Source organism: Pseudonocardia acidicola (assembly GCF_012911935.1).
Lineage (GTDB): Bacteria > Actinomycetota > Actinomycetes > Mycobacteriales > Pseudonocardiaceae > Pseudonocardia > Pseudonocardia acidicola.
The window spans coordinates 23,751-43,481 of sequence record NZ_JAAXLA010000059.1; the positions used below are offsets into that span (position 1 = coordinate 23,751).

Here is a 19,731-nt window from a genome sequence, read left to right on the forward strand (position 1 = left end):
TCGCGATTGTCAGCGGCGAGTGAGTCACTGGCGGCGAAGAAGGAAACGAGGGCGAACAGGAGCCAGAACCCGGTCGCGGCCCAGACCGAGCCCGGGACACCTGCTGAACGCCGGGCAGTAGGTCGCCCGCCTTCATGGAGTGACGACATGCGGCGGAGTGTAACCACCGACACACATGCCGGTGTGTGGTCTACGGGCCGCTTCGTGGCCTCGGGAGGCCACCGCTGGCGCGCACGGCCCGGTGACCCAGCGCGATGTCGATGTGACGATCTGCACAAGACATCTCAACGTTGAGGAGTTGACACATGAAGACCAAGGCCGCCGTTCTGTGGGGACTTGGCCAGAAGTGGGAGGTCGAGGAAATCGATCTTGACCCACCCGGGCCTGGCGAGGTCATGGTCAAACTGACCGCCAGCGGACTGTGCCATTCCGACGAGCATCTCGTGACCGGCGACCTGCCGTTCCCACTGCCGGTGGTCGGCGGACACGAGGGCGCCGGGACGATCGTCGAGGTCGGGCCGGGGGTGGAGGACCTCGCAGAGGACGACCCGGTCGTCCTGACCTTCCTGCCCGCGTGTGGACGGTGCTCCTATTGCGCCCGCGGCATGACCAACCTATGTGAGCTCGGTGCTGCGGTAATGATGGGACCGCAGCTCGACGGGACGCACCGGTTCCACGCCCGTGGCGAGGATGTCGGGCAGATGTGCCTCCTCGGGACGTTCTCCGAGTACACGGTGGTGCCCGTCGCCTCCGTCGTGAAGGTGGACGAGGGCACCGCCCTGGACAAGGCCGCACTCATCGGCTGCGGTGTCACGACCGGTTTCGGGAGCAGCGTCCGGACCGCCGAGGTGCAGGCCGGCGACACGGTCGTCGTGCTCGGCGCCGGCGGCATCGGCATGAACGCCATCCAGGGCGCGCGGATCGCCGGAGCGCGCTGCATCGTCGCCGTCGACCCGGTGGAGTACAAGCGCGAGCGGGCACGCGAGTTCGGAGCCACCCACGTCGCGGAGTCGGCCGACGCGGCATGGGAGATCGTCAGCGAGCTCACCCGCGGCCGGCTCGCCGACGCCTGCATCGTGACCACTGGTGTCGCTGAGGGTGCCTACACCGCCCCCGCACTCGCGCTGGTCGGCAAGCGGGGGCGGGTCGTGATCACTGCGATCGGCCACCCCGAGGAGCAGACCCTCACCGGCTCCCTGCTCGAGATGACGCTCTACGAGAAGCAGATTCGTGGTGCCTTGTACGGCTCGTCGAACGCCCAGCACGACATCCCGCGGTTGCTCGAGCTGTACAACTCCGGCCAGCTCAAGCTCGACGAGCTGATCACGCGGGAGTACCACCTCGAAGAGGTCAACGAGGGCTACGACGACATGCGCGCCGGGCGCAACGTCCGCGGCCTCATCCGTTTCTGAGCACGCCCCACCACTGCGACGAAGGAGACAGCCATGGCGATCGACCGAATCATCGAACACAACAAGCGCACGGGTTGGGGCAGCCTGTCCCACAACGGGCTCCGCATGGAGTCGTTCCCGATGCGCCTGTTCCGCAAGGGCAACAAGAAGTTCTGGAACCCCGAGGACATCGACTTCTCGAAGGACAAGGCCGACTTCGAGGCCATGAACGACGACGAGAAGCACATGACTCTCGTGCTCGCGTCGCAGTTTCTGGCCGGTGAGGAGTCGGTCACGCAGGACATGCAGCCCTTCGCCCACGCCATGGCCGCCGAGGGCCGGCTGGCCGACGAGGCCTACCTCACCCAGTTCATCTTCGAGGAGGCCAAGCACATGCAGGCCTTCCGCCTCTGGTTCGACGCCGTCGGACAGACGGCGGACCTGCACAACTACGTCGAGTACAGCCCGGCGTACGACACGATCTTCAAGCAGGAGCTGCCGAAGTCGTTGTTCGCCCTGCTCGAGGAGCCGACCCCGGCCAACCAGATCCGGGCTTCGGTGACCTACAACCACGTGGTCGAGGGGACCCTGGCGCTCACCGGCTACTACCTGTGGGCCAAGGTGTGTGCGAGCCGGAACATCCTGCCCGGCATGCAGCAGCTGGTGAAGCTGATCGGCGACGACGAGCGCCGCCACATGGCGTGGGGAACCTTCACCTGCCGACGCCACGTCGCCGCGGACGACAAGAACTGGGAGGTCGTCGACGAGCGGATGCAGGAGCTGCTGCCGACGGCTCTGCAGTTCATCGTGGCGCTGTTCGACCAGTTCGAGCAGAACGGCCGGCCGGTGCCGTTCGGTATCTCTATCGATGACGTAAGCGAATACGCACTGGACAAGGTCAACCGGCGGTTGGAGTCCGTCGAGAGCGCGCGTGGGCGCGACGTCTACGAGATCGACGAGGACTACTCGCCGATGGACATGGAGGACCGCTTCGGCGACGAGGACGAGCAGAAGATCAAGCTCTCCCTGGCCGGCGCCAGCGCCTGAGGCGTCCCACCGGACGGGCGGGCGCCTGAGGCGTCCGCCCGTCCTTCGCATTCAACCGAGGAGTAGATCGTGGCTTTCGTGATCGGCGAGTCCTGCGTCGACGTCAAGGACAAGTCGTGCATCGAGGAATGCCCCGTGGACTGCATCTACGAGGGCGAACGAATGATGTACATCCACCCCACCGAGTGCATCGACTGCGCGGCCTGCGAACCGGTGTGTCCCGTCGAGGCCATCGTGTCGGCCCAGCACGTCACCGACAGGTGGAAGCCGTTCCAGGTGTCGGCGAAGACGATGTTCGGCGAACTGGGGTCACCCGGCGGTTCGTTCAACGTGGACGACGTACTGCCGGACACCGACTTCGTCGCCGGGTTCGAGAAGAACGACGACTGACTCGCCGAGGAGGCGCCGCCATGCCCGATGACATCGACGTCGACCTGCTGCTGATCGGTGCCGGTCCGGCCGGCCTGTACGGCGCCTACTATGCCGGCTTCCGCGGACTCCGTGTCGCGGTCCTCGATGCGCAGCCCCAGCTCGGGGGCCAGATCAGTGCTATATACCCCGAGAAGAAGATCTACGACGTGGCCGGGCTGCCTGCCGTGCAGGGACAGGCACTGGTCGACAACCTCGTCCGCCAGGCGGCGCAGTTCGACCCCGCCTACATCCTGGGTGAGCAGGCCACCGAGCTCGAGCGCGGCGACGAGCGGTGGACGGTGCGGACCGCCGCTGGTCGATGCATCCGCGCAGGCGCGATCGTCATCACCAGCGGGGTCGGCACCGTGACACCTCGGCCGCTCCCGTGCTCGGCCGAGCACTTCCTCGACAAGGGACTGCGCTACTTCGTTCCGCAACTCGACGTGCTCGACAGCAAGGACGTGGTGGTGGTCGGCGGCGGGGACTCCGCCGTCGATTGGGCGCTCGCGGCGTTGCCTCGGGCCAAATCGGTCACCCTCGTACACCGGCGGCAGCAGTTCCGGGCGCACGAACACTCTGTGCAGCAACTGCGGGCGAGCGAGTGCCGCCTGGTGCTCGATGCCACCGTGAACGCCGTGCGCGGCAACGGGGTGGTCAACTCCATCGAAGTTCAGGTGAAGGGCCAGGAGCCGGAGGTGCTGCCCGCGCAGGTGGTCGTCGCCGCTCTGGGCTTCCTGATGAACCTCGGGCCGATCAAGGACTGGGGCCTGGAACTCGACGGTCGCTCGATCCGGGTCGACACCAGCATGCGCACCAATCTTCCCGGCATTTACGCGGCCGGGGACGTCACGACATATCCCGGCAAGGTGAAGCTGATCGCCGTGGGATTCGGCGAGGTGGCGACGGCGGTGAACAACGCCGCCGTCGAGCTCAATCCCGACGCGCCGCTCGCGCCCGGGCACTCGAGCGACGTCGTCCCTGTAGCGGTCTGACCGACGTGCGGTACGGGGCGGCCGAATCCTGATGTCCAGGTCTCGTCGATCTGGTGAGTCTCGCCGCGCGCCTGTCGGATCTGGCCTCGCTCGTCTGCCCGCCGTGCAGCAGCCTGGCGGGCCGGGTACGAGTGGTGAGCGCGACGGCCGGGCATCCACCCGGCCGCCGCGCCGATCGTGGCGCTGGGACGGCTCAGCGGCGGAGGTGGCGCAGCGCGGAGGCGGCGGCGTTCGCCCCGCACATACCGTGTGCGCCCGGGCCGGGCGGGGTCGCCGCCGAGCAGATGTACGTGCCCGGCACACCGACACTGTAGGGGTCCAGGGTCGCGCGGGGACCGAACACGAGCTGTGGAATGGTCTTGGCCCCGGTCATGATGTCCCCGCCCACGTAGTTCGCGTTGTAGGCCGCGAAGCCGGCGGTCGTGCGCGCCGCGGTCCCGACGATCCGGTCCCGGAAACCCGGGGCGAATCGCTCGATCTGCGCGATGATCGCCTCGGTGGCGTCGCCGGTGTACCCGTGCGGGACGTGGGCGTAGGCCCACAGCGGGTGCACGTTCCCGACCGAGCGCTGCGGGTCTGCCAGGTACTGCTGTGCGACCAGCACGAACGGCCGCTCCGGCATCCGCCCGGCGTTGACGTCCCGCTCGGTGGCGGCGATCTCGGCAAAGGCCCCGCCGAGATGCACCGTGCCGGCCCGCCGGGCCGGCACGGCAGTCCAAGGCACCCCGTCCTCGACCGCGAAGTCGACCTTGAAGGCACCGGGGCCGTGCCGGAACCGTCGGTAGGCCCGGGTGATCCGCGGCGACAGCCGGTCGCCGAGGATGTCGACGACGGCGCCGGGAGCGAGGTCGAAGATCGTGACATCGGTGGCAGGGAGCTCCGATGCCGCCTGTACCCGAATCCCGGTCTCGATCTTCCCGCCGAGGTCCACGAGCACTGCGGCCAGCGCGTCGGTGATCGCACGCGACCCACCGGCGGCCACCGGCCACCCGTACCGGTGCCCGGCGGTCAGGATTCCCAGCCCGATCGCGGAGGACATCGGGCGGTGCAACGGGCGGAAGGCGTGCGCTGCCACTCCGCCGAACAGCGCCCGCGCCGGCTCACCGGCGAACGCGCGGGCGAGCACCGTGGCCGGCAGCACCGTCGGGACGCCGAACCTCGCCAGGCGCAGCGGATGGTGGGGGACCCGCACGAGCGGGCCCATGATGTCCTCGGCCAGCTCGTCGTACGCTGCGGCAGGCCCGGCGAACAGCCCCCGCCACCGCGCGCCGTCCGCGCCGAGCCCGGCGGCGGTCTCGGCCACGGAGCGGTGCAGGACCCCGGCGTCCCCGCCGTCGAGGGGGTGCACGCAGTCGATCTCGGGCCACCGCCACTCCAGGCCGTGCTGACCGAGACCGAGACTCTTCAGGAAGGCCGAGCCGACGGCCATAGGGTGGATGGCCGAGCAGTGGTCGTGCAGCATGCCGGGCACGATCGCCTCGGCGGTGCGGGTGCCCCCGCCGATCTCGTCGGCGGCCTCGAGGACGGTGACCTGCACGCCCTCCCGGGCCAGGAGGGCGGCGGCGGCGAGCCCGTTGGGCCCGCCGCCCACCACCACTGCCGTACTCACGCAGGCGTCCCGACCTCGTCGTCGCGCCGGTGCGGGGTCGCCGCGGTTCCGGCCCCCGCCTGTTCCCGGGCGAGGGACCAGGAGACCTCGGTCGGGATCGGGCCGTTGGGCAGCCATGGCTGTTCGTTGACGGCGTCGGAGACCTTCCAGGTACCGCGCTCGATCACACCGAGGGCGGCGTCGATGACCTTGTAGTGCTGGACCTTCGAGTGGATCGCCTGCGACTCCACCCAGGCCACCACGAACTCACCGGGCTCGAACCTGCACCGGCTCTGGAGCGCGTTGATGAGGTCCTCGTTGTGCAGGTGGCCTTCGCCGAAGTTGAATCCGATCACCGAGTTGCAACCGAACTCGGCCTCGCGGACGGTCCACCGGTCCAGTTCGGGGATCGTGTTGATCAGCACCGAGAACAGGCCGCGGCCCTGGCTGTGCATCGAGCGCCAGGCGATGGTCTGCTGCATCGTGATCTCGGCGACCGGAAACGGGTAGCCCATGGCCTGCAGCTGGTCGACCTGGTTCGTGGTCGGCCGGGTCACCGCATTGAGCTTGGCCTCCGCGCCCGGGGCGAACGCCCACAGCGCTGAGGCCCAGTTGCCGGCGTACTGGCGCATCGAGGGCAGAAACGACACCAGATCGGGGCGCAGGTTGCCCAGCACCGGGAAGAACACCAGGCACGCGACGATCCCCACCGTCAGCCACGGAGAGGACATGTCGCCGACGCCGTAGCCCGTCCACGCCGGGAAGCCGAGGAACAGGAACACCGAGGCGAAGGCGAAGAGGACGTTCCACTCCAGCGGTACCGCGAGCGGGAACGTCGAAGTGATGAACAGGTGGAACAGCACCATGAGCGCGACAGCGGCGGCGGTCAGGTAGAGGTTGGTGGAGAACAGCAGCACCAGCGGGGTCACGATCTCGACGACGGTACCGCCCACGTGCGCCAGGGTGCTCGCGACCTTCGACGGCCGGATGTCGCGCGGGAAGTCGCGGTACTGGGCCCGCTTGAACCACTTCGACGGGATGCAGGGGCTGTTGGACACCATCGGGGCGACGACGTTGGAGAAGTGCAGCCCGAACTTCGACACCCCTGCGCAGACCCACACGGTCGCGATGAGCAACTTCAGCGCGATGATCATGTCGATGAACGGCAGGAAGGTGAAGAAGACCATCGCGGGCAGGTACTGCTCGGCGCGGGCAGCCAGGAAGATCGTCTTGTCGCGCAGCCCGCACAGGACCAGCAGCACCATCGGCGCGATCAGCAGCGTCGGGTTCACCAGGCCGGTGGTGTTATCGGTCCGCGCCGCGGACAACGTGGCACTCGGGACACCCGGCAGCACGATCGCGACCAGCAGGGTCACGAGCAGCCCGAGGTAGAGCACCACGTCGGCGACGGTGCGCCGGTCACCGTTGCTGAACGGCACCCGGCGCCACGGCCGGAGCCGGATCGTGCCGGGGCGAGCCCAGAACAGGATGCCGCCGGTCATCGGCTTGAACTTGCCGGCGATCGGACCCCAGGACCCGGCGAGGCCGAACGCCTCCAGGAAGACCGTCCACAGCACCAGCTTCTGGTAGACGATGGGCTCGTTCCACCAGCTCGCGACGTCCCAGAACGGCCCGGTGCCCGACGTCCAGGTCGCCAGGGCCGTGCCGCCGATGATGTAGAGGACGAGTACCTTCACGACGTAGGTCGTCGGGATCATCTTCGGCGAGCCGAAGCCGTACTCCACCCAGTGCAGGGCGAGCGCCTTGGTGCGTTCCAACAGTGGTTTGTCGAGGAATGTCTCGAGATCCACGGGTGGGAAATCGCCTGTTTTGAACCCCATCGTTCGTCCTTCCTGTTCAGGCTGTTCCGGGCGCACGAGGTCCCGGCCCGCACTCGCGTCGGATGCGGACCGTGGGTGTTTGCTGGGATTACCGGGCCGGTTCCGGTGCTCCGCGCAGGGCCAGCTTGTCGATCTTCCCGACGGCGTTCTTGGGTAGCGCGTCGATGATGTCGATGCGCGTCGGGAGCTTGATCCGGGCGAGCAAGCCCCGGCAGTGCTCGAGCAGTTCCTCCACGGTGGCGGTGGCGCCCGGGTCGAGTGCGACGTGAACCACCGGCACCTCACCGAGCACCGGATCCGGTGCCCCGACGTCTGCCAGCTCCACCACTGCGGGATGGCAGTGCAGGGTGTTCTCGATCTCCTCGGGGTAGAGGTTCTCCCCGCCCCTGATGATCATGTCCTTGATCCGGTCGACCAGGGCGAGGTAGCCGTCCTTGTCGAACCGCCCGACGTCACCGGTGTGCGACCAGTCGTCGACAATCGTGCGCGCGGTCTCGCCGGGACGGTTCGGATTGCCGCGCATCACGTTCGGTCCGCGGACGACGACCTCATCCGGGCCGTCGGTGACGAGACGGCCGTCCGAGGACATCAGCGCGACCTGCTGGCCGGGGATCGGCAGCCCCACCGTGCCGGGTCTGCGCGGCCCGTCGACCGGGTTTAGCGTCGAGGCGCACATGCCCTCGGACAGTCCGTAGCCCTCGATGATCGGGACGTCGTAGCGCTGCTCGAAGCGGGCGATCAGTTCGGCCGGCATCGGTGCCGCGCCGCAGATCACTCGGCGCAGCGACGAGGTGTCCGGGCCGACGCCGGCGGGCAGCGCGACCAGCATGGCGTAGGCCGCGGGGACCGCGGAGAAGTAGGTGGGCCGCACGCGCTCCACCTCGGGGAAGAACGTGTCGGCCCGGAACCGGCCGCTGATGGTCGCCTGCCCGCCGGCCAGCAGCGGCGACAGGATGCCGACGACGATCCCGTTGACGTGGAACATCGGGAGGATCAACAGGCTGTGGTCGGTCTCGTCGAGGCCGATGCCGTCGATGATCATCCGACGCATGGCGGCGACGTTGGCGTGGTCGAGCATCACGCCCTTGGGGCGGTCGGTGGTGCCGCTGGCGTAGATGATCAGCGCGAGGCCGTCCGGGCGGGCGGCCGGTTCGTCCGCTCCGGCAGTTCCGCTCGCGAGGTCCGCCGCGTCCAGCGTGACCGCGGGTGACACCGAAGCGTCCCCGACCACGACCGACGCCCCGGAGCCGATGATCTGGTGTCCGATCTCCGACTCGGTCAGCGCCGGGATCACCGGGATCACCGCCGCGCCGAGCCGCCAGGCCGCGAAGGGCGTCACCACGAGGTCGACCCGGTTTGCCAGGATCACCGCGACGACATCGCCCGCACCGATCCCGCGCGATCGCAGAACCGCCGCTGCCCGAACACGGTCCCGGAAAGCGGAGTTGCCGGGGGACTCACGATCATCGGCGAGGCACCCGCCGGACGGATTCCGGAGTGCTCGCGCCTCGGGCAGATCCGCCATGTCCACTGTTCTCCGCACCTCATCGGTCGATGTGACGGGGAAAGCTACGGCCGTGCTGTGAGCGGGACCATAGGACTGAGTCACGAAGTCCTGGTGCTGCCTTGTGACCGCAGCACAACAAGGCGCCCGTGGTCACGCAGTGCGTCGGATCCGACCCTCGAACGGGTCATCGGAGCGGCATCACGGCAGGTCAGGCGACCAGTAGGGTGCCGCCATGTCTGTGGACGCCGTCGTCGCAGAGGTCGCGCGGCGCATCGATGTGGACCTCCCCGAGCTCACCACTGAGATGGCCGACTGGTTCGTGGAAGTCATTCCCGAGTTTCGGCACGACGACACCGTGCGACGCTTGATGGTCGCCAGCACGTCGTCGAATCTCGTCGCGATCGTGGACATACTGGCGCACAACATCCCGCTCGATCGCATCACGGTGCCGCCGGCCGCCGCCGAGTACGCCCGCCGCTTCGCCCAGCGCGACTTGTCGCTCGAGGCCCTGCTGCGCGCCTACCGCCTGGGCGAGCACCGCTTCGTCCAGTGGGCGCTGCAATGTATCGGCGGGCTCGGTCTGGCGACCGTCGAGGCGCTCGCCGCCACTGCCGCTCTCGCCGAGCGCGTCAACCGCTACATCGACCAGGTCATCGAGGGTCTCATCGACATCTACGAGTCCGAGCGGCGGCGGTGGGACAGCCGCACCGGCGCTGCCCGTGCGGCGCAATTGCGTATCGTGCTGGAGAACGAGAACCTGACCACCCGGTCCGCCCAGGACATCGTCGACGTGCCGATGGACGGGTGGCACCAGGCTGCGATCGTGTGGGCCGGGCCCGATGCGCCCGATCCAGCCCGCGGGCTCCAGGTTGCGAGTCGGCTGCTGCAGGAGAGCGCTGCACGAACACCGACGACCATGCTCGCCGACGACCGCACGATGTGGGCGTGGGTCAGCGCGCCCACCCCTCCGGTGCCCGACATCGATCGGCTGCGGGTCGGGCTGGCCGAGCTGCCCGACCTGCGCATCACACTCGGTGCGCCCGGAGTCGGGCTGGCCGGGTTCCGTGCCACGTTCCGAGAGGCCCATCGCGCCCGCACCGTTGTCGAGGCCGCCCCCGTCGACGACCGCCGGGTTGTCCTGTTCGACGACATCGCCGTCGCGGCGCTGCTCACCGACCACACCGTCGAGCTGCGGAACTGGGTCCGTCGGGTGCTCGGCGACCTCGCCGCCGACGACCCGGCTGCCGCCCGGCTCCGCGAGACCGTTCGCACCTTCCTACAGGCAGGGGGCAGCTACACCGAGGCCGCAACGCAGATGCACCTGCACAAGAACACGGTGCACTACCGCGTCCGCAAGGCGGAAGAAATCCGCGGTCGAGCGCTCAGCGACGGGCGGCTCGACGTAGAGGTGGCGCTCCTGGCGTGCGAGCTTCTCGGGCGGTGGATCAACCCGCCTGCCGGACAGGTGGGCACGACCTGACGGACCGGGTACGTTCCGCGCCCGGTGTCGATCGCGGGTGTGCCGATGCACCGACCACCGGTGCAGGTCTCGACCGGCGGTCCAGTACCGAACCGTCAAACGAGTGATCGCGAGGCCGATACGCGCACAGCGAGGTGATTTCAGCAAGATCGTGAGCGGCTTCGGTCACTGGGTTGAGCTGCCTCCGTGACGGGGTCCGGGACGCGAACTCCGTCCAAGGGGGGCGGTTTCTGGTGGCCGTCGAGGGTCGCGGTTGGGTTGTTGTCGCTGCTGGAGGCCGTAGCTGGAGACTTCGTGCCTGCCTTCAATCCGCGGGTTCGGGGTTCGATCCCCTGCGGCCCACCAGGTGTGAGCATCAACTCCGCGCCGACCGAGTTCGGGCCGCTCGGGCGCCCGACACGAACGGGTTGTACGTCGCTGGTCGTGACACGGAGGGCCCGTCCGTCGATGCGCTCGTGGCAGCACTGATCCGCTCCCGAGCGGCGCGACCCGCGGACGAACGCGACGGTCGATCAGATGCTCGACAAGCTCCTGGGGTCGTCGACCTGCAGCTGAACACGGTCACGACATACCAGGGATGGGCGGACATACACGTCCGGCCGTTGAGTGGGAAGGTGAAGGTCGGGGCGCTCGATGGGGACGTGTTCGACTCGTTCTACGCCGAGCTACGGCGGTGCCGCGATCATTGCGATCGCCGGCGCCACGTCCGGCACCGGGCGGCACGGCAGCGTCGTGCGCGAGGCGTCCGGCATGGGCTGCGAGGGAACAGTTCGGTGCTGCGCTGACGACGTGGTGCGGGCGGCCGGATCTTTCCTCGGGCTGACGAACTCCGTGACGCTGCCGGTGCTGATCACCCGATTTCATCGGGGCAATCGGTGTGCACTCCTGGACTTCGACGACGACTAGCGCGAGTGTGGGGCACAGCCAGCCCCGGAGACACGGCCGCTGATATCCGAAGGGGAGGAGCAGAGCCGTGGGCATGAGGCTCGAGGTTGTGGTGATGCCCGTCTCCGACGTCGCTCGTGCCCAGGACTTCTCCACAGCGCCGGGGTGGCGGCAGGGTGCCGACTTCGCCGCGGGTGCGGCGTTCCGGGTGGTGCAGGTGACGCCTCCGGGATCGGCGTGCCCGGTCATCTCCGGCACCGGGGCCACCTCGGCCACGCCCGGCTCGGCACAAGCCCTGCACCTGGTGGTGTCCGACATCGACGACGTCCGGGCCGGGTTCACCGACTGCGGGGCGGAGGTGGGCGAGGTGTTCCACGACGTGGGCGGGGTGTTCCACCATGCCGGGACCGGGGGGCGGGTCCATGGCCGTTCCCGGACCACCAGAGCAACGGCTGGCCGCTTCAGGAGATCACCACGCGACCCCCGGGCCGATGACCCGGCCCGGACCCGGCGATGGCCGGGCCGGCAGTTCCTCGCAGGAGGAGGTACCCCAGATGCACGTGACCTTCGAATCCGCGGCGGATCTGGCCGCCGCTCTGCGGCGGGCGGAGGCTGCGCACGGCCGGTATGAGGAGCAGCTCGGGCATGCGGATCCGGACTGGCCGGACTGGTACGCGCAGTTCATGGCGCGCGAGCAGGCCGGACGCGCGGGCCCGGTCGTTCCGGGGGCGAGCCCATGAGCCCCGAGTACGACGTCATCGTCCTGGGCGGCGGGTCCCCGGGCGAGCACTGCGCCGGTGAGCTGGCCGACGGCGGTCTGCGCGTCGCCCTGGTCGAGCGCGAGCTGGTCGGGGGCGAGTGCTCGTACTGGGCGTGCATTCCGTCCAAGACGCTGCTGCGCCCCGGCGAGGCGGCGCACCAGGCGCGCGAGGCGGCCGCCAGCGCGCAGGTCGACGCCGGGGCGGCGCTGGCCTGGCGTGACTTCATGGTCTCGGACCACTCCGACGCCGGCCAGGAGCGCTGGCTGGCGGGCAAGGGCATCGACCTGCTGCGCGGAAACGGCCGGCTCGCCGGAAGGGGAGTGGTCGAGGTCGAGGGCGTCCGCCACACCGCGGGGCATGTCGTCCTGGCGACCGGTTCGGATCCGATCGTGCCGCCCATCGCGGGCCTGCACGAGCTCGAGGGCGTCTGGACCAACCGCGGGGTGACCGGCATGAAGGCCGTCCCGCGACGCCTGCTGATACTCGGCGGCGGTCCGGTCGGCGCCGAGATGGCGCAGGCCGTGCGCCGCCTGGGCGGCGAGGTGGCGCTCGTCGAGGGCGCCGGGCATGTGCTGGCCCGCGAACCCGCCCCGCTGGGCGAGGCGCTCGGCGACGTCCTCCGCCGCGACGGCATCGAGATCGTCCTCGGTGTCCACGCGACCGCCGCGCGGCGCGACGGCGACGACTACGTTCTCGTCCTCGACAGCGGTCGCGAGCTGCGCGGCGACCACCTGCTCCTCGCCACCGGCCGGCGCCCACGCACCGGCGGGCTGGGCCTGGAGACGGTCGGTGTCGAGGCGGACGAGCACGGCATCCCGGTCGATGCGCGTTTGCGTGCCGATGAGCGGCTGTGGGCCATCGGCGACGTCACCGGCGTGCGACTGCTGACTCACGTCGGCAAGTACCAGGGCGAGGTCGTCGCCGCGAACATCCTCGGCGAACCACGCGAAGCCAACTACGAGGCCGTGCCGGACGTCGTCTACACCGACCCACAGGCGGCCGCGGTGGGCGCCACACAGGCCCGCTTCAGCGCCACCACGCCCGTGTCCGAGGTGGCCAAGACAGCCACCTACACACGCGCCTACGCCGACTCCAACGGCTTCCTGACCCTCCTGAGCGACGGCGAGCGGCTGACCGGCGCGTACGCGCTCGGGCCAGAGGCCGGCGAGTGGCTGCAGCAGGCGACGCTGGCCATCCGGGCCCGGGTGCCGCTCGAGGTGCTGCGCGACACCATCCAGCCCTTCCCCACCTTCTCCGAGATCTACGTGGCCGCGCTCAAAGCCCTCCACACCCAGGTCACGCCCGCGCGCGAGCGCGTCGGGGCGGTCTCACCATGACCGGAGGAACCATGACCAGCGCAACGGTCGTATCGCCCACCCAGCGCGAGCCCACGCTGCTCGGGCAGACCGTCGTCGTGATCGGCGGCAGCGCCGGCATCGGCCTCGAGACCGCCCGGCAGGCGCGGGCCGAGGGGGCGGACGTCGTCCTCACGGCCCGCGCTCCCGACCGCCTCGAGCACGCCGCGCGCGAGCTCGGGGCGCTGAGCAGCGTGGCCTTCGACGCCACGGACACGGCTCGCCTCGAGCAGTTCTTCCAGAACCTGCCGACGCCGATCGACCACGTGATGGTCACCGCCGGCAGCCCGTACTACGCGCCGCTGGCCGAGGTGGACTTCGAGCAGGCGCGCCGGTCGCTCGACGGACACCTGTTGCTGCCCCTGCACATCGCGCGCAATGCCGCCGACAAGGTCCGGCCCGGGGGAACGCTCCTGTTCATGGGCGGTACCGGCGCCCGCCGCACGGCTGTCGGGCTGGCGCTCGCGTCGGCGGTCACCGCCGCGCTGCCCGCCCTCATCGCCGGCCTGGCCCTCGAGCTCGCGCCGGTGCGCGTGAACCTCATCGCCCCGGGCTTCGTCGACACGCCGCTGTCGGCCTCGCTCCTCGGCGACCAGCTCGAAGCGCGGCGTGCGCAGCTGCGCGCAACGCTCCCGATCCGGCGCGTCGTCGGACCGGCCGACATCGCTGCGCTCGCCGTGCACGTCATGGTGAACACGGCGCTCACGGGCGCGACCTACGACGTCGACGGTGGGCAGCAGCTCGTCGCCGGGCAGGCGTGAGGTCCACCACTGCGCCCGTTGCGCACGCAGCAGCGATCACCGTGGAAGGTCAGGGAGGAAGGCGACGCAACTCGGCATGGTGGGGCGGGGTCGAATGGGCGCGAACCTGGTGCGCCGGCTGATGAAGACGGCGACGACTGCATCGTCTACGACGTGAATCCGGACGCCGCCCGCCCGCGCACCATCGCTGTCGGACTCGGAATGCACTACCTGGACGTCGGCACGAGGGGCGGGGAGGGGAGCCGTGCCGTCGGCGCAGGTCGGCTGCAGTGGGTCCGGAGCCCTTGGAGGGCAACGCATCCGGACGAGCCCGACTGAGCCGTCCGTGGGCCGCGTGTTCACCCGGTCGTGTAGCCTGTCCGCCATTCGCCAGCGCCCGGATGCGCGAGATCCCCCGAACGAAGCATGAGCGACTCCGCCGGAAGGATTCGACGTGGCACGATACGCACAGAGCGAAGCTGTATGACTGGTTCTCGCGGATCGAAGTTCCGTACTTCCCTGAGAACCCGCGTGCTCGCCGTCGCGCTGATCCCGAGTGTCGTGCTCCTCGCGGCCAGCATCGGCATCAACACCTACCTGCTCGTCGGAGCGTTGAAGCAGCGCAGTACCGCCGGCTTGCTCGCCGATGGCTACAGCATGGCGGTGCCGTTCATGCCGGCCATGAGCGAGGAGCGCCGCGCGAGCCTCGCGACGGCCACCGACCCGTCTCCGCAGAATCGGGCCGCTCTCGATCGAGCACGGCAGGGTATGGACGGGTTGATGGCCCGGTTCGGCGCCACTTCTTCGCGCGTCGCGGATGCGATGCCGGCGAGCGCGAAGGAGGCCATCGGCCGGTTCGTGGCGACGATGCCGCGCGTGCTCGCGGTTCGCCAGCTGATCGACAACGGTCAAGCGTCCAGGCTGCAGGTGTACGACGCCTACAACCAGGTGGCGGATGCCATGATCGTCGCCGCGGACGCGATCGGGCAGGACTCGACGGACAAGGAGACAGCCCTGCAGCGTTCGACGGCGTCCGACCTGATGCGGGTGTCGGACTGGCTGGATCGCAGCAACTCGCTCGCCGCCGCCGGGTACGGGGGTGGCGGCATGACCCCGGCGGAGTTGGCGCAGTACGACTCCCTGACCCAGGCATACCGTGCCGAGCTGGACGCCATCGCGCCCCGCCTGCCTCCACAGGAGCAGCGCAAGCTCGAGCAGCTGCGTTCCTCCCCGGCCTGGGACCGGCTCTCAGGTGTGGAGGACGCACTCGTCCAGCACGGCTTCGCCGACCCTCGTGCGAGGAACGCGCAGGTGCAGGAGCTGCCCGTGAGTGTGCAGGAATGGCAGGATGCGGCGCGGAGCAGCGCCACGGCCCTGAGCAGCATGGGCTTGGGCGATCTCGGGACCAGCGCGGCCGCCTCGGAGAAGCAGGCGGCCGACAAGGCTGTGACTCGTTCCGTGGCAACGGCGGCCGCGAGCATCCTGCTGGCGATCATCGTGCTCATCGTGGCCGTTCGGATGGGCAACGACCTGGTCCGGCGGCTTCGGCGGCTGCGGGCCGGCATGCTCGAGGCCGATGAGCGACTGTTCGGCGTCGTGGAACGGATTCGCCGGGGCGAGAAGATCGATGTCGCCATGGAGGTTCCCGAACTCGACTACGGGCCCGACGAGATCGGTGAGGTCGCCGCCGCCTTCAGCACGGCGCAGCAGGCGGCAGTCTCCGCTGCGGTCCAGGAGGTCCAGCTGCGGGAGGGCGCCAACGCGGTGTTCTTGAACATCGCGCGCCGCAGTCAGGCTGTCGTGCAGCGTCAGTTGCAGGTGCTCGACAGAGCAGAGCGCGCAACAGATGACCCTGCCCAGGTCGCGCTGCTGTTCCAGCTGGATCACCTGAGCACACGGGAGCGGCGCAATGCCGAGAACCTGATCATCCTCGGTGGTGGTCAGCTGGGCCGGCAGTGGCGCAACTCCGTACCTCTGATCGACGTCGTCCGCAGCGCCATCTCCGAGACGGAGCAGTACAAGAGGGTGACGGTCGGGCGCTTTCCCCCTGTGCTGGTGGCCGGGCGCGCAGTGGCCGACCTGGTGCATCTACTGGCTGAGCTCATCGACAACGCCATTCAGTTCTCCCCCCAGGGCTCCCGGATCGACGTGCACGGCAACCCGGTGGGCAGGGGCGTCGTGGTGGAGGTGGAGGACCAGGGGATCGGCATGGGGGTCCACGATCGCGACAGCTACAACGCGATGTTCCGAGACCCGCCCGACTTCGGTGTCATGGCGCTGACCGAGGATCTGCGAATCGGCTACTTCGTGGTTGCGAGGCTGGCCCGCAAACACGACGTCAGGGTCAGCCTGACGGAGTCGTCCTACGGGGGTGTCCGGGCTGTCGTGCTGATCCCGATCAGTCTGACCACGTTCGAGGGAGCCGGTACGGAGGATCGTCCCGATCTGTTCGCCACGGCCGAATTCCCGCTCCAGATGCAGGTCCGTTCCCAGGTGCCGGACATTTCCCCGCCCGCGGCCCGGCCCGCGCGAGCGGATCGGCCCCCCGTGGCACAGGGCCTGCCACTGCGCACCTCACTGCCGATGAGTGCTCCGATGCCGCCTCCCGAGAAGGCGACGAGCGAGCCGACGTCACGGAATCGGCACTGGGTTGAGTTGCCGTCGGGCGACCACGTACTGCGGCGCCCCGAAACGGAGCCGGCGCCGATGATCGCGGGGACGATGCGGCTGAGGGACGAGCGACCTCCGCTGCCGAAACGTCGACGACAGACGCATCTGGCGCCACAACTGCATCGCGAGCCGGAGCCGGCGATCAGCGACGAGTTCTCCGATGATTCCGACACCAGCGCCAGGCAGGCCCAGAGCATGATGGCGGCCTTCCAGTTGGGCACTCGACGTGGCCGTGCCGCCGCCGACCCATCAGAGCCGTGAACTGCGGTCGTGGCCAGGAAACCGAAGGCGAGGATCTACAGTGGAACAGAAGACGAACAGCGCGGATCTGAGTTGGCTGCTCGACGACTTCGTTGAAAGAGTGGTCGGTATCGATCGTGCCGTGGTGCTCTCCTCCGATGGGCTGCTGATCGGGAGATCGAGCAGCTTGTCAGAGGAGGACGGCGAGCATCTCTCGGCAGTGGGGTCCGCGTTCCAGAGCCTCTCACGTGGCACCGCCCAGCATTTCCAGGGTGGGCGGGTCCGGCAGACGCTCGTCGAGATGGACAATGCCTTTCTGTTCGTCATGGCTGCAGGTCAGGGGGCCTGCCTTGCGGCCCTCGCTGCCAGCGACGCCGACTTGGGGCTGGTCGCCTACGAGATGAACAGAATAGTCAAGAGGATCGGCGGGAAGATGTCCACCACGCCGCGGTTCACCGGTTCACCTGTCGGTCGGGGCAGCGACACGATATGAAAGAGGAGGACGGGTCCTGGTACGACGAGGAAGCGGGCCCGCTCGTCAGGCCGTATTTCCTAGCTGGTGGTAGGAGCCGTCCGGCCCGCAACGATCTGGAAATGATCACGCTCGTGGTAGCTGTGGCAGAAGAGCTGGGCGAGAGGCTGGGCCCCGAATACGCCGAGATCTTACGTCTCTGTCAGCATCCGTCGTCGGTGGCGGAAGTCGCCGCGATGATGGATCTTCCGCTCATGGTGGTCAAAGTGATACTCAGCGATTTGATCGAGCGCGGGTACGTGATTTTCCGTTCCCCGCCGACTACTTCAGATCTTCCGAGCCCAGAACTACTCCAGGCGGTCCTTGATGGCATTCGCAGGATCTGATCGCGGACCGTCGCCGGCCTTGGCCTCCGCGGTGAAAATCCTCATCGCAGGAGGTTTCGGTGTCGGCAAGACCACGATGGTGGGCTCCGTCAGTGAGATCCGGCCCTTGCGCACGGAAGAGCTCCTCAGCGAGTTGAGCACCGATGTGGACGATCTGTCAGGAGTGGAGAGCAAGACAACCACGACAGTGGCCATCGACTTCGGCCGGATCACCATCAATCCGCAACTCGTCCTCTACCTCTTCGGAACGCCGGGCCAGCAACGCTTCTGGTTCATGTGGGACGAACTCGCACGCGGGGCGCTCGGTGCGGTCGTCCTTGCCGACACCAGAAAGCTCGACAACTGCTTCGCCGCGCTGGACTTCTTCGAGCGGCGGAACATGCCGTTCATCGTGGCGGTGAACTGCTTCCACAACGCTCCCATGTATGAACTCGAGGAGGTTCGGGAAGCGTTGGACCTCGACGACGGTGTCCCGATCGCACTCTTCGATGCCCGCCAGCGCGAGCGCAGTAAACAGGTTCTGGCAACATTGCTCGAGTATCTTCTCCGATTGCAGACGCCCAATGCGGGCCCCTCGGCGGTGTTCTCCTGACATCGGCTCGTCCGGCCGAACCGGGGTAGGCGCCAGGCCGGCCTTCCGCACGTCGGCTCCTGCTCAGCCGGTGGGCCACGGAGGGTAATGCTGTGGGCACGGTTTGCGATGACGCTGTGTGCTCCCCGCAGAAGTGAGGCCCGGCCCCGGATCCGTCCGCCGGCAACGGGTTCGGCTGCGATGAGCTCGTCGCAGGTGCCAGGGGGCGGTCGCGTCACGACGCGCACCTACCGCACCGGCGGCTCTCCGGCCCCCAGCACGTTCACGCCCCGAGCCGGCCCAGGGCGGACGGGTTGAGCGGGTGCTGGTGGCGACCGCCGACATGGTGCAGGGCACTGCACGGGCGGCGCAGCTGCTCGACAGCGGCCGCCGACACCGTCTGGCAGGCCGCTATTGATGAGGGCCCCAGCTGCGGATCGTCATGCGGACTGCTCAGGCGCGCCGGCGACGAGGTCGCCGGCGCGCTGTGATCCGAGTGTGGCCGAGGGCGAAGCACCGGTTGCCCGAGGAATGGACCGGCTGCCTGGACCGCTACAGCCCGCAGGAGCCGCGGTCGAGGTGGAAGTACCTGCCGTTGGCCCAGCGGCAGAGCCGGATGCCGACGACGACGCCGACGATCGTGATGAGCGCGGGAAGGTACCCGCTGGCGACCTGAATGATGGGGATCGCCGGGCAGCCGCCCGAGATCGCCCAGCCCGTGCCGAACAGGATCGCGCCGGGGATGACGCCGGCGTGGATGCGCCCCGGTGTCCGGCGGACCCGCAGTAGGGCGAAGACCACCACGATGATCGCAACGGCCCCGGCGAAGGACAGCAGCATGCGCAGGTCCTGGAAGGTGAACATGCGGTTCAGTTCGGTGTAGTCGCCGAATCCGATGTTGGTGACGGTGAAGCCGAGGGCCAGCCCGGCGATGATGTTGGCGATGAGGATCGAGCCCCGGGTGCGCATCAGATCACCTTCCACAGCAGGAACGACACGAGGACGGCGGTGCCGAAGAAGACGGCGGTCGCGACGAGGCTGACCGGGCGTAGCCGGCCGCAGCCGCTGAGCCCGTGACCGGAGCTGCACCCCCCGGCGAGGCGGGTGCCGAAGCCGACGAGCACGCCGCCGACGAACAGCACGGCGATCATCGTGGTCGGGGAGGCGGTGACGATCTGGCGGAAGCCGGCGCCCATGTCGAACCGGAGCTGGAACCGCCCGGCGGTGACCGCCGCTATCCAGCCACCGAGGAAGATCGACAGGAGTAGGGCGGCCTGGGTGATCAGAGGCGCCGGGCGGTGGCTCGCGGCCGGGGCCGTGCCAGCCGCCGGTGGCTCGGCGTCCTGGCTGGGTGGCGGGGCGTCTGCGAGCGTGGTGTGCCGGGGGGTGGGGCC

At 69.0% G+C, this 19,731-nt stretch carries 17 protein-coding genes; 12 read left to right on the plus strand and 5 right to left on the minus strand.

Annotation, left to right across the window (positions count from 1 at the left end):
- Window positions 1-305 precede the first annotated feature (305 nt).
- From HF526_RS25110 to HF526_RS25125, 4 genes are all read left to right on the plus strand, one after another.
- The gene (locus HF526_RS25110; protein WP_169384031.1) at window positions 306-1,412 is read left to right on the plus strand and encodes an NDMA-dependent alcohol dehydrogenase; all 1,107 of its coding nucleotides are present in this window, start codon (window positions 306-308) and stop codon (window positions 1,410-1,412) included.
- 33 nt (window positions 1,413-1,445) lie between these two features.
- Complete coding sequence (locus HF526_RS25115) at window positions 1,446-2,438, plus strand: R2-like ligand-binding oxidase (RefSeq protein WP_169384032.1); 993 nt, start codon at window positions 1,446-1,448, stop codon at window positions 2,436-2,438.
- A 69-nt stretch (window positions 2,439-2,507) separates the two neighbouring features.
- Complete coding sequence (gene fdxA / locus HF526_RS25120; RefSeq protein WP_169384033.1) at window positions 2,508-2,828, plus strand: ferredoxin; 321 nt, start codon at window positions 2,508-2,510, stop codon at window positions 2,826-2,828.
- Window positions 2,829-2,848: 20 nt separating this feature from the next.
- Window positions 2,849-3,841, plus strand: a complete 993-nt coding sequence (locus HF526_RS25125; RefSeq protein ID WP_169384034.1) for an NAD(P)/FAD-dependent oxidoreductase — start codon at window positions 2,849-2,851, stop codon at window positions 3,839-3,841.
- A 193-nt stretch (window positions 3,842-4,034) separates the two neighbouring features.
- Here the strand turns inward: HF526_RS25125 and HF526_RS25130 are convergent, their stop codons facing one another.
- From HF526_RS25130 to HF526_RS25140, 3 genes are all read right to left on the minus strand, one after another.
- The gene (locus HF526_RS25130; protein ID WP_169384013.1) at window positions 4,035-5,450 is read right to left on the minus strand and encodes an FAD-dependent oxidoreductase; all 1,416 of its coding nucleotides are present in this window, start codon (window positions 5,448-5,450) and stop codon (window positions 4,035-4,037) included.
- Window positions 5,447-7,270, minus strand: a complete 1,824-nt coding sequence (locus HF526_RS25135; protein ID WP_169384035.1) for a DUF3556 domain-containing protein — start codon at window positions 7,268-7,270, stop codon at window positions 5,447-5,449. Before HF526_RS25135 ends, HF526_RS25130 begins: the two co-directional genes overlap by 4 nt.
- A gap of 88 nt (window positions 7,271-7,358) precedes the next feature.
- A complete protein-coding gene (locus HF526_RS25140) occupies window positions 7,359-8,795 on the minus strand; it encodes a class I adenylate-forming enzyme family protein (protein WP_169384036.1) in 1,437 nt (478 codons plus the stop codon).
- A gap of 214 nt (window positions 8,796-9,009) precedes the next feature.
- On the opposite strand from HF526_RS25140, the gene HF526_RS25145 reads away from it, so the two are divergent.
- The 8 genes from HF526_RS25145 to HF526_RS25180 all read left to right on the plus strand — a co-directional run bounded on the left by HF526_RS25145 (window position 9,010) and on the right by HF526_RS25180 (window position 18,358).
- Window positions 9,010-10,257, plus strand: a complete 1,248-nt coding sequence (locus tag HF526_RS25145; protein ID WP_169384037.1) for a PucR family transcriptional regulator — start codon at window positions 9,010-9,012, stop codon at window positions 10,255-10,257.
- 1,445 nt (window positions 10,258-11,702) lie between these two features.
- A complete protein-coding gene (locus HF526_RS34760; protein ID WP_211177778.1) occupies window positions 11,703-11,882 on the plus strand; it encodes a hypothetical protein in 180 nt (59 codons plus the stop codon).
- Complete coding sequence (locus tag HF526_RS25155; protein ID WP_169384038.1) at window positions 11,879-13,240, plus strand: dihydrolipoyl dehydrogenase family protein; 1,362 nt, start codon at window positions 11,879-11,881, stop codon at window positions 13,238-13,240. The genes HF526_RS34760 and HF526_RS25155 overlap by 4 nt, the downstream gene beginning before the upstream one ends.
- 11 nt (window positions 13,241-13,251) lie before the next feature.
- Complete coding sequence (locus HF526_RS25160; RefSeq protein WP_169384039.1) at window positions 13,252-14,019, plus strand: SDR family oxidoreductase; 768 nt, start codon at window positions 13,252-13,254, stop codon at window positions 14,017-14,019.
- Window positions 14,020-14,529: 510 nt separating this feature from the next.
- Window positions 14,530-16,929, plus strand: coding sequence for a nitrate- and nitrite sensing domain-containing protein (locus HF526_RS25165; protein ID WP_169384040.1), 2,400 nt, complete (start codon window positions 14,530-14,532; stop codon window positions 16,927-16,929).
- 40 nt (window positions 16,930-16,969) lie between these two features.
- Entirely contained in the window at window positions 16,970-17,401 is a 432-nt protein-coding gene (locus HF526_RS25170) for a roadblock/LC7 domain-containing protein (protein WP_169384041.1), read from the plus strand.
- Window positions 17,398-17,766 (plus strand): DUF742 domain-containing protein, encoded by a 369-nt coding sequence (locus HF526_RS25175; RefSeq protein ID WP_169384042.1) that lies wholly within the window; start codon window positions 17,398-17,400, stop codon window positions 17,764-17,766. Before HF526_RS25170 ends, HF526_RS25175 begins: the two co-directional genes overlap by 4 nt.
- Complete coding sequence (locus tag HF526_RS25180) at window positions 17,747-18,358, plus strand: GTP-binding protein (RefSeq protein ID WP_169384043.1); 612 nt, start codon at window positions 17,747-17,749, stop codon at window positions 18,356-18,358. Before HF526_RS25175 ends, HF526_RS25180 begins: the two co-directional genes overlap by 20 nt.
- A 531-nt stretch (window positions 18,359-18,889) precedes the next feature.
- Here the strand turns inward: HF526_RS25180 and HF526_RS25185 are convergent.
- Both HF526_RS25185 and HF526_RS25190 read right to left on the minus strand, forming a co-directional pair.
- Window positions 18,890-19,306: a YeeE/YedE thiosulfate transporter family protein gene (locus tag HF526_RS25185; protein WP_169384044.1), complete on the minus strand. Its 417-nt coding sequence runs from the start codon at window positions 19,304-19,306 to the stop codon at window positions 18,890-18,892.
- The coding region (locus tag HF526_RS25190) for a YeeE/YedE family protein (RefSeq protein WP_169384045.1) at window positions 19,306-19,731 on the minus strand (426 nt) is incomplete at its 5' end. The genes HF526_RS25190 and HF526_RS25185, both read right to left, overlap by 1 nt.

Coding starts and splice junctions, on each gene's coding strand:
- HF526_RS25110 (WP_169384031.1), top strand. CDS start 306: ATGAAGACCAAGGCCGCCGTTCTGTGGGGACTTGGCCAGAAGTGGGAG.
- HF526_RS25115 (WP_169384032.1), top strand. CDS start 1,446: ATGGCGATCGACCGAATCATCGAACACAACAAGCGCACGGGTTGGGGC.
- HF526_RS25125 (WP_169384034.1), top strand. CDS start 2,849: ATGCCCGATGACATCGACGTCGACCTGCTGCTGATCGGTGCCGGTCCG.
- HF526_RS25135 (WP_169384035.1), bottom strand. CDS start 7,270: ATGGGGTTCAAAACAGGCGATTTCCCACCCGTGGATCTCGAGACATTC.
- HF526_RS25140 (WP_169384036.1), bottom strand. CDS start 8,795: ATGGCGGATCTGCCCGAGGCGCGAGCACTCCGGAATCCGTCCGGCGGG.
- HF526_RS25145 (WP_169384037.1), top strand. CDS start 9,010: ATGTCTGTGGACGCCGTCGTCGCAGAGGTCGCGCGGCGCATCGATGTG.
- HF526_RS25155 (WP_169384038.1), top strand. CDS start 11,879: ATGAGCCCCGAGTACGACGTCATCGTCCTGGGCGGCGGGTCCCCGGGC.
- HF526_RS25160 (WP_169384039.1), top strand. CDS start 13,252: ATGACCAGCGCAACGGTCGTATCGCCCACCCAGCGCGAGCCCACGCTG.
- HF526_RS25175 (WP_169384042.1), top strand. CDS start 17,398: ATGAAAGAGGAGGACGGGTCCTGGTACGACGAGGAAGCGGGCCCGCTC.
- HF526_RS25180 (WP_169384043.1), top strand. CDS start 17,747: ATGGCATTCGCAGGATCTGATCGCGGACCGTCGCCGGCCTTGGCCTCC.
- HF526_RS25185 (WP_169384044.1), bottom strand. CDS start 19,306: ATGCGCACCCGGGGCTCGATCCTCATCGCCAACATCATCGCCGGGCTG.